Origin of the sequence: Mesobacillus boroniphilus JCM 21738 (assembly GCF_000517385.1) — a bacterium.
Classification (GTDB): domain Bacteria; phylum Bacillota; class Bacilli; order Bacillales; family Cytobacillaceae; genus Mesobacillus; species Mesobacillus boroniphilus.
On the sequence record NZ_BAUW01000052.1, the window covers coordinates 1 to 16048 of the forward strand.

Annotated in this window: 10 protein-coding genes, 2 tRNA genes and 4 pseudogenes; 14 read left to right on the forward strand and 2 right to left on the reverse strand. The window is 43.7% G+C overall.

Annotation, left to right across the window (positions count from 1 at the left end):
- Positions 1-138: 138 nt before the first annotated feature.
- The 7 genes and pseudogenes from JCM21738_RS13955 to JCM21738_RS13985 all read left to right on the forward strand — a co-directional run bounded on the left by JCM21738_RS13955 (position 139) and on the right by JCM21738_RS13985 (position 5510).
- Positions 139-1743: a putative polysaccharide biosynthesis protein gene (locus tag JCM21738_RS13955; RefSeq protein WP_023613308.1), complete on the forward strand. Its 1605-nt coding sequence runs from the start codon at positions 139-141 to the stop codon at positions 1741-1743.
- Positions 1744-1768: 25 nt separating this feature from the next.
- Positions 1769-3231: pseudogene (yabN, locus tag JCM21738_RS13960) on the forward strand (bifunctional methyltransferase/pyrophosphohydrolase YabN).
- Positions 3232-3270: 39 nt separating this feature from the next.
- Positions 3271-3543: an RNA-binding S4 domain-containing protein gene (locus JCM21738_RS13965; protein ID WP_023613306.1), complete on the forward strand. Its 273-nt coding sequence runs from the start codon at positions 3271-3273 to the stop codon at positions 3541-3543.
- A gap of 87 nt (positions 3544-3630) precedes the next feature.
- On the forward strand, positions 3631-3933 hold the full coding sequence (gene yabP, locus JCM21738_RS13970) for a sporulation protein YabP (protein WP_023613305.1): 303 nt from the start codon (positions 3631-3633) through the stop codon (positions 3931-3933).
- A complete protein-coding gene (yabQ, locus tag JCM21738_RS13975; RefSeq protein ID WP_439646003.1) occupies positions 3930-4391 on the forward strand; it encodes a spore cortex biosynthesis protein YabQ in 462 nt (153 codons plus the stop codon). The genes yabP and yabQ overlap by 4 nt, the downstream gene beginning before the upstream one ends.
- Before the next feature lie 195 nt (positions 4392-4586).
- Complete coding sequence (locus tag JCM21738_RS13980) at positions 4587-4985, forward strand: FtsB family cell division protein (protein WP_023613303.1); 399 nt, start codon at positions 4587-4589, stop codon at positions 4983-4985.
- Between the two features lie 72 nt (positions 4986-5057).
- Positions 5058-5510 carry a S1 domain-containing RNA-binding protein gene (locus tag JCM21738_RS13985; RefSeq protein ID WP_023613302.1) on the forward strand — a complete coding sequence of 151 codons (453 nt, stop codon included), beginning with the start codon at positions 5058-5060 and terminating at the stop codon, positions 5508-5510.
- Positions 5511-5877: 367 nt separating this feature from the next.
- On the opposite strand, the gene JCM21738_RS13990 is transcribed toward JCM21738_RS13985, so the two are convergent.
- Positions 5878-5950 (reverse strand) — tRNA-Glu (locus JCM21738_RS13990).
- A gap of 75 nt (positions 5951-6025) precedes the next feature.
- Positions 6026-6099, reverse strand: a tRNA-Met gene (locus tag JCM21738_RS13995).
- 276 nt (positions 6100-6375) lie between these two features.
- Between JCM21738_RS13995 and spoIIE the strand changes: the two are divergent.
- From spoIIE to JCM21738_RS14030, 7 genes and pseudogenes are all read left to right on the forward strand, one after another.
- A pseudogene (spoIIE, locus tag JCM21738_RS14000) lies at positions 6376-8849 on the forward strand (stage II sporulation protein E).
- A 140-nt stretch (positions 8850-8989) separates the two neighbouring features.
- A complete protein-coding gene (locus JCM21738_RS14005) occupies positions 8990-9727 on the forward strand; it encodes a vWA domain-containing protein (protein WP_023613300.1) in 738 nt (245 codons plus the stop codon).
- Positions 9696-10708, forward strand: a pseudogene (prkT, locus tag JCM21738_RS14010) (serine/threonine protein kinase PrkT). The gene JCM21738_RS14005 and the pseudogene prkT overlap by 32 nt, the downstream one beginning before the upstream one ends.
- A gap of 174 nt (positions 10709-10882) precedes the next feature.
- Positions 10883-12265 (forward strand): tRNA lysidine(34) synthetase TilS, encoded by a 1383-nt coding sequence (tilS, locus tag JCM21738_RS14015; protein WP_023613298.1) that lies wholly within the window; start codon positions 10883-10885, stop codon positions 12263-12265.
- Positions 12266-12292: 27 nt separating this feature from the next.
- Positions 12293-12832 (forward strand): hypoxanthine phosphoribosyltransferase, encoded by a 540-nt coding sequence (hpt, locus tag JCM21738_RS14020; RefSeq protein ID WP_243463033.1) that lies wholly within the window; start codon positions 12293-12295, stop codon positions 12830-12832.
- A 135-nt stretch (positions 12833-12967) separates the two neighbouring features.
- A pseudogene (gene ftsH / locus JCM21738_RS14025) lies at positions 12968-14936 on the forward strand (ATP-dependent zinc metalloprotease FtsH).
- Between the two features lie 232 nt (positions 14937-15168).
- On the forward strand, positions 15169-15996 hold the full coding sequence (locus tag JCM21738_RS14030; RefSeq protein ID WP_023613295.1) for a type III pantothenate kinase: 828 nt from the start codon (positions 15169-15171) through the stop codon (positions 15994-15996).
- Positions 15997-16048: the final 52 nt, after the last annotated feature.

Consider the following 16048-nt stretch of genomic DNA (forward strand, 5'->3'; position numbering starts at 1 on the left):
GTCGGGTCTGACCAAGCGCTTGCGCTTTTCTATGTTACATTCTTCTAACAAATTGATGTTGCCTGTCACGCTTGAAGCCGTCGCTTTTACCCTTGTGATATAATACGGTTGAAAATGATAATTGGAAGGAGCTGGACGATGAAGCCCGTTGCAGATTCTAAGGAACTGATGAAGGGAGCCATGATCCTGACTCTGGCAGCCCTTGTTACAAAAATTTTGAGTGCAGTTTACCGTGTCCCGTTTCAAAATATCGTCGGGGACATTGGTTTTTATATTTATCAGCAGATTTATCCCTTTTTTGGGATTGTCATGGTTTTATCTACATATGGATTTCCAGTTGTAATATCAAAGCTTTATACGGAGCAGCAGGCTGCAGGGAATACTGGCAGGGCGGAAAGGCTTCTGGCCATTTCATTTGTATTCCTCGGCATGGTTGGAGTACTGCTCTTTTTGTTTTTCTACTTTGGCTCTGGATGGATTGCCGAAAAAATCGGTGACCCAGAACTAAAGCCTTTATTCAAGGTCGTCTCCGTGCCATTCCTGATCTTCCCGTTCACCTCTGTGTTCAGGGGATACTTCCAGGGAAAGGGAAACATGGTTCCGACTGCGATTTCCCAGGTTTCTGAACAATTCATCCGTGTTGCGACCATTCTGATCCTGTCAGCGCTCCTGGTAGAGCAAGGCTTCTCTCTTTATATCACTGGTGCCGGTGCTGTGTTCGGGTCAATAACCGGCGGAGTCATTTCCGTTTCGATTCTCGTTTTTTTATATCTGAAAAATGAAGGTGGCAATCCCTTTACGCGTTTTCATATTAGGGATCTATTCCAGGAAGCAGCATGGGTCGTAAAAGCACTGATCATTCAGGGATTTGCGATAAGCATTAGTGGGATGCTGTTAATATTGCTTCAGCTAGCAGATTCCTTGAATATGTACTCCTCATTGCTGGCAACGGGACTGACTGCGGAGGAAGCAAAATCGGCAAAAGGCATTTTTGACCGAGGGCAGCCGCTGATCCAGCTTGGGACAGTTGTCGCCACTTCGATGTCATTAAGCCTCGTACCGGCGATATCTGGTGAAAAATCAAGTAACCGCCGGGAAAAAGTCCTTCCCAGAGTCAGGCTTGCGCTTCAGACAAGCCTGATATTTGGCGCTGCGGCGGCGGTTGGCTTATACAGCATTATCGTTCCAGTAAATATCATGCTGTTTCAGAATGCGGATGGGTCCAATGTTCTCGGAGTGCTCAGTTTGATGATTTTATTTGGCTCTGTCATCCTGACGATTATGAGCATTTTACAGGGGCTTGATAAGTCCATTTTTCCGGCTGGAGTCATTCTTGCCGGATTTGGTTTGAAATATATATTAAATCTGATGCTCATTCCCACTGCCGGAACAATGGGTGCAGCTATTGCCACATTGGCCGCAATGGTGGCTGTAATGTTTATCCTGATAAATAAACTAAGACGTGAGCTGGGGCAGCCTTTTCTATCGCTTGTTTTTATAGCGAAAGTATTGTCTTCCTCGGCAGTGATGGCTGTCGTTTTGCGCTTATTTTTACTTATAACGGATTTCGGATATGGATATATTGAACCAGACAGGCTCGGAGCTGTATTTCAGGCGTTAAGCTCAATAGCTGTGGGAGCACTTGTTTACTTTTTTATTTTGATCAAAACCAGGGCTTTGACTGAAGATGAACTAGTGACTTTGCCATTTGGCAGCAGAATTGTCCAGTTTTTCTCTAAATAGAGCCTTTGTAGGAGGAAGTATGGATATGACAAACAAGATATTGATCATCGGACTGGGCGCGGGTGACCTTGACCAGCTGCCGCTTGGTGTATATAAAAAATTGAAGCAGGAGAAAAACCTGTTTTTGCGGACAAAAGAGCATCCGGTCGTTGCGGAGCTGGAGAGGGAAGGATTGCAGTTTCAATCGTTCGATGATGTATATGAAAAACATGACCAGTTTTCGGATGTATATGAAGAGATAACAGAGACTTTGCTTGCAGAAGCAGAAAAAGCGCCTGTAACCTATGCTGTTCCTGGACATCCTTTGATTGCAGAGCGCACCGTACAGCTCCTGCTCGAACGAGGACCAAAGCGTGATGCGGAAATTGAAATTGGCGGAGGCCAGAGCTTCCTTGACGCCATGTTCCAGTCTTTGGCGATCGATCCGATTGAGGCTTCCAGCTTCTTGACGGCACCGCACTGTCAAAAGAAGATTTACTGCTAAAGAGCCACACAATTATCGGACAGGTGTATGACGCGTTCGTTGCGTCTGACGTCAAGCTGACGCTTATGGAAAAATTGCCTGATGATTATGAGGTATACATCGTGACTGCTGCCGGAAGCAGTGAGGAAGTCATCAAAAAAGTTCCATTATATGAACTCGACAGGGAGATGGAGCTAAGTAATTTGACATCTGTTTATGTTCCTCCTGTTGTAAATGAGCAAATTTTATACAAGGATTTTCTGAAGCTGCGTGGAATTATATCAGAACTGCGCGGTCCGAATGGCTGTCCTTGGGATAAGAAGCAGACTCATCAAACATTAAAGAAGTATTTAATTGAAGAATCGTATGAATTACTAGAGGCGATTGATAATGATGATATCGATCATATGATTGAAGAGTTGGGAGATGTGCTGCTTCAAGTCATGCTGCATGCACAGATTGGTGAGGATGAAGGCTATTTTACCATCGATGATGTCATTGAAGGCCTGTCTGCAAAAATGGTTCGCAGGCATCCTCATGTGTTCGGGGATAAAACAGCTGAAAATGAAGCTGAGGTCTTGAAAAACTGGCAGGAGATCAAGGAGCAGGAAAAAGGCGGTGCCGTAAATTCCATGCTGGAGGGAGCCGGCAAAGGGCTTCCGAATCTTCTTAAGGCATATGAGTTGCAAAAGGAAGCTGCAAAAGTTGGGTTCGACTGGAAGACTGTGGCCCCGATCCTGGACAAGGTAAAGGAAGAAATCGACGAGCTTTCCGAAGAAATCACTGGAAAGGGCATTCATGAAGATATCCAGTTGGAGTACGGGGATTTATTGTTCGCGCTCGTCAACTTCGCAAGGCATTATGACATCAATCCTGAAGAGGCACTGAACAAAGCCAACCGGAAGTTTATGCGCCGCTTTGCTTTTATCGAACAAAAAGCAGCAGAGAATGGGCGAAGTGTCGATGATTACACATTGGATGAATTGGATGCTTTCTGGGAAGAAGCGAAAACAGGAGGTTTATAAGGTAAATCAAACCAATAATGATAAAGGGGTTTAATTACGATGAGGCTGGATAAATTTTTAAAGGTATCAAGATTGATCAAAAGAAGAACATTGGCGAAGGAAGTATCAGACCAGGGGAGGATTTCAGTCAATGGTGTGCCCGCGAAAGCGAGTACAAATGTAAAAGTGGGCGATGAATTGGCGATTCGCTTTGGACAAAAAGTCGTCTCAGCAAGAATCGAGCGGATCCAGGAAACTTCCCGTAAGGATGAAGCGACCGGAATGTATACCCTTCTGGGGGAAGAACGTATCCCGGGGGACGATGAAGAGTAAGCCAAGCTTCCTGTGAAGGCTTGTTCTATTCTCCCTAATCCAATCATAAACATGTACAAAAGTGCATTATGATTGTGAGGGGTAATGATGAGCCAATACTATGAAACGAACCAGACAAAAAGTAATTTGCCAGACCATGATTTAGTGATGAGAGGCAGACGGACACTTGATATTACGGGAGTAAAGCAGGTTGAAAGCTTCGACAATGAAGAGTTTTTACTAGAGACTGTCATGGGATTCCTTGCGATCAAGGGTCAAAATCTCCAAATGAAGAATCTGGACGTCGACAAAGGAATTGTGTCGATCAAAGGGAAAATCTTTGACCTGGTCTATCTTGATGACCAGCATGGGGAGAAGGCTAAAGGCTTCTTTAGCAAGTTATTCCGATGACGCTTTCGACTCAATTTTTGACCATGCTCGCCATGATCTGGATGGGCACTCTATTCGGAGCTTCACTAGATACACATAATCGTTTTCTGAAAAGGTCGAAACGAAAGTCGTGGATTGTCTTTATCAATGACATCTTGTTTTGGGTGTTCCAGGGTCTGTCGATATTTTATGTCTTATTTTCAGTGAATATGGGAGAATTGCGGTTTTATATCTTCCTGGCATTGTTATGCGGCTTTGCAGCGTACCAGAGTCTTTTCAAAAATATGTATCTTAAGTTGCTTGAGAGGGCCATTGCCATCACGATCAACGTTTATGTGTTTATTGTGAAGGCAATCAGGATGCTTGTGATAAGGCCGCTCCAGCTTCTGGCTGCCACCGCCTTATCACTGTTGCTTTTGACGGGAAGGGGGCTTTACGCTCTAGGAAAATGGCTTCTTGCGTTTTACTATGGCTGTTGAACAATTTGATTTGGAAACCAGCTAGTATGATATTCTTGCCTTTTTGGAAACTTTTGCCGAAAAGAGTTAAAAAAAGCGTCGAGAAGTTTTATAATAAATTGGCAGGATTTCTAATTATAGTAAAGAATTATTCTAGTAAGCCGATAAAATGGATAAAGAACTTTAAAAAATAAATTATAAGGAGGACTGCGGGGAATGGGTGTCATCAGGAAAAAGAACATAGCCAGGATAGAAAATCAATATGTACAGCAGCGTGAAAAAGCAGGCATTGCAGAATCCAGAAAGCGAAAACTGCTTTTCAGGCGCCTCGCAGTCTTTGCTCTCTTCGCTTCGGTCATCTCTTATTTGATGATCTCAACGTACATTTCCCAGTCAGCAGCGCTCGAAAAGAAGCAGACGGAGAAGGATCAGCTTGAACAAAAGATAGCAAGCCTTCAAAAAAAGCAGGAGATTCTGGATGAGGAAATCGTCAAATTGAACGATGATGAATACATAGCAAAGCTTGCCCGCAAAGAATATTTCCTGTCCGAAAAGAACGAAATCATCTTCAACCTTCCCAAAGAGAAAGAGGACTCCCAAGATTCGCCTTATTGACACTCTTTTTTGATATTCTGTATAATATAATGTAAGTTGATTTTTATATCTTTAAGGAGGCAAAACTTTTTTATGTCAATCGAAGTAGGCAGCAAGCTACAGGGAAAGGTAACAGGTATTACAAATTTCGGGGCGTTTGTGGAATTGCCGGGAGGCTCAACTGGACTGGTCCATATCAGTGAGGTTGCAGACAACTATGTAAAAGACATTAATGACCACCTCAAAGTGGGCGACCAGGTTGAAGTGAAGGTTATCAATGTTGAAAAAGACGGTAAAATCGGTTTATCTATCAAGAAGGCTGTTGATAGACCAGAACGACCTGCAAGACCAGAAAGATCTGAATCAAGACCTTACTCTCAACGTCCACCACGCGGCGGCGGAAGAGGGCACGACAACCGCAATGCCCGTCCGGAAAATTTCGAATCAAAAATGGCGAAATTCTTGAAGGACAGTGAAGACCGCCTGTCTTCTCTAAAACGTGCTACTGAATCTAAGCGCGGTGGAAGAGGAGCTAGAAGAGGGTAACTTGCTGCTAAGTGAATATATATAATAGCAGGAATCATGCTATACCAAGACAAGTCTTTTAAAGGGCTTGTCTTTTTGTTTTGTTTTGTTTAGGGGATGCATTGCCCGGAAAATGGAGCAGAAGTGAATTTTGGTAAAAGGAAAGTCGCTGCATTACCCGAAAACAGCGCGAGAGTAAATTTGGGTAAAAGCAGAGTGTCTGCATTGCCCGAAAATGCACAAGAAAGAGAAAAGGGGTAAAAGCAGAGTGTCTGCATTGCCCGAAAATGAACAAGAAAGTGAAAAAGAGTAAAAGCAATGTCCTTGCAATGCTTGGAAATACATAAAAAAACCTCGCTCCTGGAAAAGGAACGAGGTTTTTAGTGTGATGACCCTACGGGATTCGAACCCGTGTTACCGCCGTGAAAGGGCGGTGTCTTAACCGCTTGACCAAGGGGCCGTTATAATAATCAAACTTCGGAGACTAGCCCGTCAAAATCTTGTCGGAGTTAAGAAATCGCCTACGCTTTTCTTAGTAGCGGCGGAGGGGATCGAACCCCCGACCTTACGGGTATGAACCGTACGCTCTAGCCAGCTGAGCTACACCGCCATATTGATAATGTATTTTGAGGCACAAGGAATATAATACATAGATATTAAAATAGTGTCAATGGATTTTTGAAAGAAAAGAAGGAAATATTAATAGGTAAATATTAGCGGAGTTTGAAGTGATGGGTAAAACATTCCGTGGTATTTCGAGTAATTGCTTTATTTTCGGGGAAATGCGTCGAACGAAACTTTAATGCTTGTCCTTATTTTTGACAAACTTCTGGATTGCTCCCTTTTATAATAGTCACCAACGATAAAAAAACGGGGAGTGTATTAAATGCAAAAGGTAGAAAGGAACTTGATGGAACCAATCGGTGAAGTTCATCTCGAGGAATCACGATTCAGGCTTACGAAAGGCATGTCGAAGCTGCAATCCAAAATTGAGAACCTTTTCTTGAAAAAAGGCTATATCTTTCTGATCATTGGATTCTTGCTTGGCCGTGCCTTGATACTGGCTCAGTTGACCCCTTTTGGCCTGCCATTTTTTGCGGCTGTGTATCTTATCCGAAAAGACCGTGCGCCTATTGCACTGTTTGGGTTGGTTGCTGGAGCTGCAACATTGTCATTTACTGACGCCTTCTTCACCTTTGGTTCTGTATTCTTATTTTTACTGTTATACAAATTGACGAAAAAATGGATCCAGAACTCTTTGAAAGTCCTGCCGTTTTATATATTTTTTACTATTTTAATAGGCAAAATGTTGAAAGTTCTGATTTTGTCAGGAAATATCACTTTGTATGAAGGAATGATGACTGGAGTCGAAGCTGGTCTTGGACTTGTGTTGACATTCATCTTCATGCAAAGCATTCCATTGATGACAGCCAGCAAGCGCAAGCAATTATTGAAAACGGAGGAAATAGTCTGTTTGATCATAATGCTTGCTTCAGTTATGACAGGAACAATTGGATGGACAATCTATGATTTGTCGGTAGAGCACGTAATGTCCCGGTATCTGGTCCTCATATTTTCATTTGTCGCCGGTGCCACAGTGGGTTCCACAGTCGGAGTCGTAACAGGGTTGATTTTCAGCCTCGCGAACGTGTCGAGTTTTTACCATATGAGCCTGCTGGCCTTCGCTGGTTTGCTTGGCGGCTTGCTAAAAGAGGGGAGGAAAACAGGGGTAGCACTTGGATTGTTTATCGCCACACTGCTAATTGGCATGTATGGCGAGGGCGGAGGTGCGCTTGGCCGGACGCTGACCGAATCAGCGGCGGCAGTCTTGCTGTTCTTCCTTACTCCTCAATCACTTACGTCAAAAATCGCCAAACATATTCCAGGTACTCCGGAGCATTCAGCTGAGCAGCAGCAATATATGAGAAAAATGAGAGATGTGACAGCACAGCGTGTCGTCCAGTTCTCAAATGTTTTGAAGCGCTGTCAAAAAGCTTTTCTACACTTCAGGTGCAGGATGAAACGATTGAAACTGACCGCGATATGGATTATTTCTTGAGCAATGTCACAGAGAAAACGTGCCAGACATGCTTTAAGAAAGACCATTGCTGGACAAGGAACTTTAATACAACCTATGACTATATGAGTGAGATTATGCAAGAGATGGATCAAAATTCCGGTGCAGTGCCGCAAAAACTATCCCGCGAATGGGATAAGCATTGTACTAGGTCGAAAAAGGTAATGGAAATCATGCAGCAGCAGCTGACCCATTATCAGGCAAACAAGAAACTCAAGAAACAGGTCCAGGAAAGCAGGCGGCTTGTGGCTGACCAATTGCTTGGTGTTTCAGAGGTAATGGGAGATTTCGCTAAAGAAATCCAGCGTGAACGCGAAAACCACTCGAAACAAGAAGAACAAATACTCGAGGCCCTCCAGGAGTTCGGCATCCATATCGAGCATGTTGAGATCTACAGTCTCGAACAAGGGAATGTGGATATTGACATGACAATTCCATATTGCCAGGGACATGGCGAGTGTGAAAAGTTAATCGCACCGATGCTTTCCGATATCCTGAAAGAAAACATCGTTGTCAATTCAGAAGAATGTTCGACATTCCCGAATGGTTTTTGCCATGTGACATTCCGATCTGCCAAAGCTTATGCTGTGTCCACTGGAGTGGCACATGCGGCCAAGGATGGGGATCTTATATCAGGTGACAGTTATTCCACGATTGAGTTGAGCGGCGGGAAATTTGCGATTGCCATCAGTGATGGAATGGGTAATGGGGAGAGGGCTCATTCCGAAAGCAGGGATACTTTATTGCTGCTGCAGCAAATCCTGCAATCCGGTATTGAAGAAAAAGTAGCAATCAAGTCAGTGAATTCGATTTTATCGTTAAGGACAACCGATGAAATTTTCTCTACCCTCGATTTGGTCATGATCGACCTGCAAAATGCGTCTGCCAGATTCTTGAAAATCGGTTCGACGCCAAGCTTCATCAAACGTGGGGGAAAGGTAATGAAAGTGCAGGCCAGCAATTTGCCGATGGGAATATTGCAGGAATTCGATGTAGATGTTGTTGGCGAACAGCTGAAGGCAGGCGACCTGCTGGTCATGATGAGCGATGGGGTATTCGAAGGGCCTAAGCATGTCGAAAACTATGATTTATGGATGAAACGGAAAATCAATGAGCTTCAGACAGAAGATCCGCAGGCAATCGCAGACTTGATTATGGAGGAAGTCATCCGTTCCCGCGATGGTTTGATTGAGGATGATATGACAGTGGTTGTCGCAAAGATCGATCACAATATCCCAAAATGGGCTTCAATTCCAGTGACCAATTATCGAAAAAGAGCTTAACTGTTTAATTTGAGCAATATACTATTCCTTTATGTATAATTCTCCTCTACTTCGTCGAAAATGGTAACAAATTTATTAAAGGCTTTTTCCTTTTACTAGATTGTGAAAATGTGAAAAAAGCCTGGAAGTGAGGAGATTGCATGAAAACAGGTACAATCAGGCAAATATTACTCATAACAGATGGCTGCTCAAACCAGGGTGAAGATCCAATTGCGATGGCGGCTCTGGCAAAGGAACAAGGAATTAGTATTAACGTAATTGGTGTGATGGAACAGGATGTTATAGATGAACAGGGCATGACAGAGATCGAGGGAATTGCCATGTCAGGCGGCGGAGTCAGCCAGATTGTCTATGCACAGCAGCTTTCCCAGACGGTCCAGATGGTGACTAGGAAAGCAATGACCCAGACTCTTCAGGGAGTAGTGAACAAGGAACTTCAGCAAATCCTTGGCGGCGGCCGAACAGTGGAAGACCTTCCCCCGGATCAGCGAGGCGAGGTTATGGAGGTTGTGGACGAGCTTGGGGAAACAGTCGAGCTCGATGTGTTGATTCTTGTCGATACAAGCGCAAGTATGAAGCATAAGCTTCCAACAGTAAAAGAAGCCTTGCTGGACTTGAGTTTAAGCTTGAATGCAAGGTCAGGGGACAACCGGTTTTCAGTATTTGTATTTCCCGGGAAACGAAATGAAGTCGAAAAATTGCTGAACTGGACACCGAAGCTTGAGTCGCTCACAAGCATTTTCGCCAAGTTGTCTACGGGAGGCATTACGCCAACAGGACCTGCCATTCGCGAAGCACTTTCCCATTTCAATAAAAAAAGATCCCTAAGGAGCCTATTGTCCGGTGATGATGAATCCTTCTTTGAAGAATCTGTGTAAGGTCATTCCTGGTACGATCATCGAAGGGAAATGGCATCACAATCGATATACAATCATTAAAGAGCTTGGTTTTGGAGCGAATGGTATTGTTTATCTGGCTAGGTACAACAACAAACAAGTCGCGTTGAAAATGAGTGACAATGGAATGTCGATCACTTCTGAGGTCAATGTGTTGAAATCTTTTTCCAAGGTCCAGGGATCTGCCCTCGGGCCTTCTTTGCTGGATGTAGATGATTGGGAACGTCCAGGGAAAAAGTCAGCTTTTATGCAATGGAATTCATTAAAGGACCAGATTTCCTCGCTTTCCTGCAGCAAAAAGGGCCGGACTGGACTGGGGTGATGATACTCCAGCTGCTTGCCGATTTGCAGTTGCTCCATGAAAATGGCTGGGTATTTGGAGATTTGAAGCCGGATAATTTGATAGTGACTGGCCCCCCGGCAAGGATTCGTTGCATAGATGTCGGCGGTACAACGATGCAAGGGAGGTCGATTAAAGAATTCACCGAATTCTTCGACCGGGGTTATTGGGGGCTTGGCAGCAGGAAAGCAGAGCCAGGATATGATCTATTCGCTGTTGGTATGATAATGGTGAACACCGCATATCCAAAAAGATTCACAAAAAAGTCCGGCGGAATAAGCGAAATCATGGATAAAGTGAAACATAGTCGGGAATTGATGAATTATGAAAAGGTAATCTATAACGCGCTTACCGGTAACTATCAATCAGCCATGGAGATGAGGTCTGATCTGCTGCAGGTCCATCAGCCAGGTTCAGCAGCGAAGAAAATTGCTGTACAGCAAAAGCAAGCACAACAACATATAAACCCAAGTCCATCAAGGGAAAAACCAAGTTCAGCTGGCCGACAAACAAGGAAGGGAAACAATAAGAAAAAGAAAAAATCCTCGGCCCTTGAAACAGCAACCATCATTCTGATTATCTCTTTATTGTATTTTTTCTATATTTATAGCCAGATTACCTGATTTTTTGAAACTTTTTGCAGCTGTGTCCGTATATAAGGGATACAACTCTGTTTTTTGAAAAAAGAAGGTTAAAAATGTTAAGATGAAAAATAATAAACCTGGTTATTTAGATGATTAATGGTTTGCCGGCATGGGTATAGTCTTAAACCGGCAATGCTAGTAAGGAAGAATAAGATGATTGATAAAAAGGTAAAAGCCTTCCTCGAAAGGCATAGTTTTCAGCTGAATAACATGTCCATTGCAGTTGGGGTTTCTGGAGGTCCGGATTCGCTCGCACTGCTCCACTTTTTATCCGAGCAGCGGGAACGGAATTTCCTGAAGCTTGTGGCTGTCCACGTGGACCATATGTTCCGTGGTTATGAGTCTTATCAGGATGCCCTGTTTGTAAAAGACTTTTGTGAAAAACGGGATATTCCTTTTGAGATGAAAAGAATCGATGTGCCTGCCTATATGCGCGAGACAGGGCTAAGTTCCCAGCAGGCTGCCCGCGCCTGCCGATACAGCTTTTTTGAGCAAGTTATGGAAAAGCATCAGCTTCAGTACCTTGCATTGGGCCATCATGGTGATGACCAGGTAGAAACGGTATTGATGAGGCTAACCAGGGGAAGTTCCGGGAAAGCCAGGGCAGGAATACCTTTTTCGCGGAAATTTGGTCCGTTCACGATTTTCAGGCCATTTTTATGCCTGACAAAAGAAGAATTGGAAGAGTATTGCTCCATGAATCTTTTACAACCAAGAATCGATCCTAGCAATGAAAAGGCATACTATAGCAGGAATCGTTTCAGAAAATTTGTACTCCCTTTTTTAAAAGAAGAGAATGCAGCAGTCCATGAGCACTTCCAGCGATTCAGCGAGGAACTGCAAATGGATGAAGATTATCTTATTGAATTAACAAGCAAAGAATTGAATAAAGTAATGAAGAAAGAGGGCAAAAGGATAAGTGTTTGTATTAGTTCCTTTGAGGAAATGCCAATGCCTTTACAAAGAAGAGGGATTAAACTAATATTAAATTATCTTTACAATGAACGACCTGCTTCTCTTTCCGCTATACATATTGAGAAGATTTTTTCAATAATTCGCAATCCCCATCCATCTGGAACTCTTGATTTTCCCAGCGGTTTAAGAATCATACGATCGTATGGGAAATGCCACTTCGAATTGAATCCGCCAGAAAGGCAAAGCTATCGCTTCGAATTATCCGGGCCAGATCAGCTTAGATTGCCAAATGGCGGGGGCATTGATGCTCAATTGCTCAATGGTGCTCATGACATGGATGTTTCCAATGATTGTTTTATCGTTGACCTGGAGCAAACAGGAACTCCACTGATCATCCGGACAAGGCAAAATGGCGACAGGATATCATTGAAGGGGATGGCGGGTTCAAAAAAGGTAAAGGATATTTTCATCGATATGAAAATTCCATTATCCCAAAGAGATGAATGGCCGATTGTCACAGACAGGGAAGGCGGGATTCTTTGGCTTCCAGGCCTGAAAAAATCAAACCATGAATCAACAAAAGGGAACAGGTTATTACTATTAACCTATATAAAGTACTGATATCTTCCAGGGGGCACAAGGATCATGATGAAAAATGATATTGAAAAAGTATTATTTACAGAAGAGGAAATCCAGGAAAAGACCAGGCAGCTGGCTGCTCAATTAACTGATGAGTACAAGGACCGTTTTCCACTGGCGATTGGTGTTTTAAAAGGTGCAATGCCATTCATGGGCGACCTGCTAAAGCGCATGGATACGTATCTTGAGATGGACTTCATGGATGTTTCCAGCTATGGAAATGCCATGGTATCTTCCGGTGAGGTGAAAATCCTAAAGGACCTCGATACTTCCGTAGAAGGAAGAGACATCCTGATCATCGAGGATATCATCGACAGCGGTTTGACTCTCAGTTACTTAGTTAAGTTGTTCAAATACCGCAAGGCAAAGTCGATCAAAATTGTCACTCTGTTGGATAAACCAACAGGAAGGCAAGCCGATATTTATGCAGACTATGTTGGATTCATCGTTCCTGATGAGTTCGTTGTCGGATATGGCCTTGATTATGCGGAAAAATACCGCAATCTTCCATATATCGGTATTCTGAAGCCGGAAGTTTATTCAAATTAATACGGTTACGATTTAGTGAATTAAATTTCACATTTCGGGTAAGAAGCAAATATTCTGAATGTTAATTTCTTGTATTAGCATAAATTGCTATGATACTATTTAGTATAGTTTGTCTACCGTGGGAGGAGGTAAGGGATGAATCGGATCTTCCGTAATACCATCTTTTATTTATTGATATTTTTAGTCATTATCGGAGTTGTGAGTTTCTTCAATGGCAATAACCAGCCAACAGAACCAATCTCTTACGATAAATTCATGCAGGAACTAGAGGCAGGCAATGTTGAAGGTGATTTAACGCTGCAGCCTGAACGTGGTGTGTATGAAGTGAGAGGCCAGTTGGAAGGCCAGGAAGAAGAAAAGGGCTTCATCACATATGTCTGGGACAATCCGGAGACTCTTAACAGAATCGAACAAGCAGCTGAAGCTGCAGATGTTAAAATTTTGCCTGCTAAGGAAACAAGTGGATGGGTGACGTTCTTTACGTCCATCATTCCGTTTATCATCATTTTCATTCTGTTCTTCTTCTTGCTGAACCAGGCTCAGGGCGGCGGAAGCGTGTCATGAACTTCGGCAAGAGCAAAGCAAAGCTTTATAACGAAGAAAAGAAGAAAGTCCGCTTTAAGGATGTCGCGGGCGCAGATGAAGAAAAGCAAGAGCTTGTCGAGGTTGTGGAATTCCTGAAAGATCCTCGTAAGTTTGTTGACCTTGGGGCACGTATTCCAAAAGGAATCCTTTTGGTAGGACCTCCTGGTACTGGTAAGACTTTGCTTGCCCGTGCTGTTGCAGGGGAAGCTGGAGTGCCATTCTTCTCAATCAGTGGTTCCGACTTCGTAGAAATGTTTGTCGGTGTCGGTGCATCACGTGTGCGTGATTTATTTGAAACAGCTAAAAAGAATGCTCCATGTATCATATTCATAGATGAAATTGATGCAGTCGGCCGCCAGCGTGGCGCTGGTCTTGGCGGAGGGCATGATGAGCGTGAACAGACGCTTAACCAGTTGCTTGTAGAAATGGACGGATTCGGTGCCAACGAAGGGATCATCATCGTAGCCGCTACCAACCGCCCTGATATACTTGACCCAGCATTGCTGCGTCCTGGGCGTTTCGACCGCCAAATCACAGTTGACCGTCCTGATGTCATAGGCCGTGAAGCTGTATTGAAGGTACATGCTAGAAATAAGCCGTTGGATGAATCGGTTAACTTAAAAAGTATTGCTACCCGGACTCCAGGTTTCTCTGGAGCGGATCTTGAAAACTTATTGAACGAAGCTGCGCTTGTTGCAGCCAGAAGAGATAAGAAGAAGATAGACATGGAGGATCTGGATGAAGCAACAGACCGGGTCATAGCCGGTCCTGCCAAGAAAAATCGTGTCATCTCCAAGAAAGAAAGAAATATTGTTGCGTTCCATGAAGCTGGCCATACCGTCATCGGGGTTGTCCTAGATGAAGCGGAAATGGTCCACAAGGTAACGATTGTTCCTCGCGGACAGGCCGGCGCTACGCCGTCATGCTTCCTAAGGAAGACCGTTACTTCATGACAAAGCCTGAGCTTCTTGATAAAATCACTGGCCTCCTCGGCGGCCGTGTTGCTGAAGAAGTAGTCTTCGGTGAAGTAAGCACAGGTGCCCACAATGACTTCCAGCGTGCGACAGGCATTGCAAGAAGAATGGTTACTGAATTCGGTATGAGTGATAAGCTCGGACCAATGCAGTTCGGCCAGGCACAGGGTCAAGTATTCTTAGGCCGTGACCTGAACAATGACCAAAACTACTCTGACAAGATCGCATATGAAATTGATCTTGAAATCCAAATGATCATCAAGGATTGCTATGCAAGAGCGAAAAACCTTCTAACAGAGCATCGTGATAAGCTTGATATAATTGCGAACACATTGTTAGAGGTTGAAACCCTTGATGCAGAACAAATCAAGCATTTGATCGACCATGGCCGTCTTCCTGACCGCAAAGTCAGTGTTGAGAATGACGACATGAAAGTAACGATCAATAAGAAAAAAGATGACATGCCTGCAATCGAAGAGACTGATAAGAAAGTCGACTCAGTCATCGAAGATCCAAAGGCTATCGATGAAAATACAAAAGAATAGAAATTCTTGAAGCAGGTGCTCTTAGCGGGGCACCTGTTTTGTTTTTCCGCTGACCAAGGCGCTTGCGCTTTTCTTTCTCTAGCTCCAGCGCCTAGCCCCTCGAGATGCTTCGGTCCTGCCAATGAAGTCAAAGAACGACTTCACTGTCAGGCCCTCCAGCGCTTGTCGGGGCTGACCAAGGCGCTTGCGCTTTTCTAGTGACTTTATTTAGTGAATTCCCGGCGATTATGATATGATATTTTCAGTATTGATCCAGAAAACTATAAATAAGTTGGTGAATAGCTTGATTTTTGTTTTTGACGTCGGGAATACAAATATCGTGTTAGGTGTTTATGATAACGAAGAGTTAAAGCATCATTGGAGAATAGAAACGAACCGTCATAGAACGGAAGATGAATTTGGCATGATCGTTAAAAATCTTTTTGACCATGTTGATCTTTCTTTTTCAGATATTGATGGAATCATTATATCGTCTGTTGTTCCGCCAATCATGTTCTCGCTTGAGCGGATGTGCCAGAAGTACTTCCATCGCAAGCCGTTGGTGGTCGGCCCTGGCATTAAGACAGGATTGAACATAAAATATGAAAATCCAAGAGAAGTCGGAGCGGACCGTATCGTAAATGCTGTTGCGGCGATCCATGAATATGGTAGCCCGCTGGTCATTGTCGACTTTGGTACCGCTACAACTTACTGCTATATCAATGAGCATAATCATTATATGGGTGGAGCGATTGCGCCGGGAATCGGCATCTCCACTGAGGCCCTTTATACAAGGGCTGCAAAGCTCCCGCGTATCGAAATCAGCAGACCGGATGACGTGGTTGGTAAGAATACAGTTTCAGCCATGCAAGCTGGCATTCTGTATGGATATGTTGGACAGGTAGAGGGAATAGTTAAACGGATGATAGATAAGAGTAAAGTCACTCCTAAAGTGATTGCGACAGGCGGACTGGCAAACTTAATCGCCCAGGAATCGAATATCATTAATGTCGTGGATCCATTTTTAACGTTAAAGGGCCTTCAGCTTATCTATAAGCGCAATATCGAAAAACATAATTAAGCTTCCTTAAAGAGAGGATGCATACAACTTTACAGCACGAAGGGAGTAGAAA

What these genes read in the sequence shown, in the direction of transcription:
- JCM21738_RS13955 (WP_023613308.1), top strand. Translation starts at nt 139, where the DNA reads ATGAAGCCCGTTGCAGATTCTAAGGAACTGATGAAGGGAGCCATGATC.
- JCM21738_RS13965 (WP_023613306.1), top strand. Translation starts at nt 3,271, where the DNA reads ATGAGGCTGGATAAATTTTTAAAGGTATCAAGATTGATCAAAAGAAGA.
- yabP (WP_023613305.1), top strand. Translation starts at nt 3,631, where the DNA reads ATGAGCCAATACTATGAAACGAACCAGACAAAAAGTAATTTGCCAGAC.
- yabQ (WP_439646003.1), top strand. Translation starts at nt 3,930, where the DNA reads ATGACGCTTTCGACTCAATTTTTGACCATGCTCGCCATGATCTGGATG.
- JCM21738_RS13980 (WP_023613303.1), top strand. Translation starts at nt 4,587, where the DNA reads ATGGGTGTCATCAGGAAAAAGAACATAGCCAGGATAGAAAATCAATAT.
- JCM21738_RS13985 (WP_023613302.1), top strand. Translation starts at nt 5,058, where the DNA reads ATGTCAATCGAAGTAGGCAGCAAGCTACAGGGAAAGGTAACAGGTATT.
- JCM21738_RS14005 (WP_023613300.1), top strand. Translation starts at nt 8,990, where the DNA reads ATGAAAACAGGTACAATCAGGCAAATATTACTCATAACAGATGGCTGC.
- tilS (WP_023613298.1), top strand. Translation starts at nt 10,883, where the DNA reads ATGATTGATAAAAAGGTAAAAGCCTTCCTCGAAAGGCATAGTTTTCAG.
- hpt (WP_243463033.1), top strand. Translation starts at nt 12,293, where the DNA reads ATGAAAAATGATATTGAAAAAGTATTATTTACAGAAGAGGAAATCCAG.
- JCM21738_RS14030 (WP_023613295.1), top strand. Translation starts at nt 15,169, where the DNA reads ATGATATTTTCAGTATTGATCCAGAAAACTATAAATAAGTTGGTGAAT.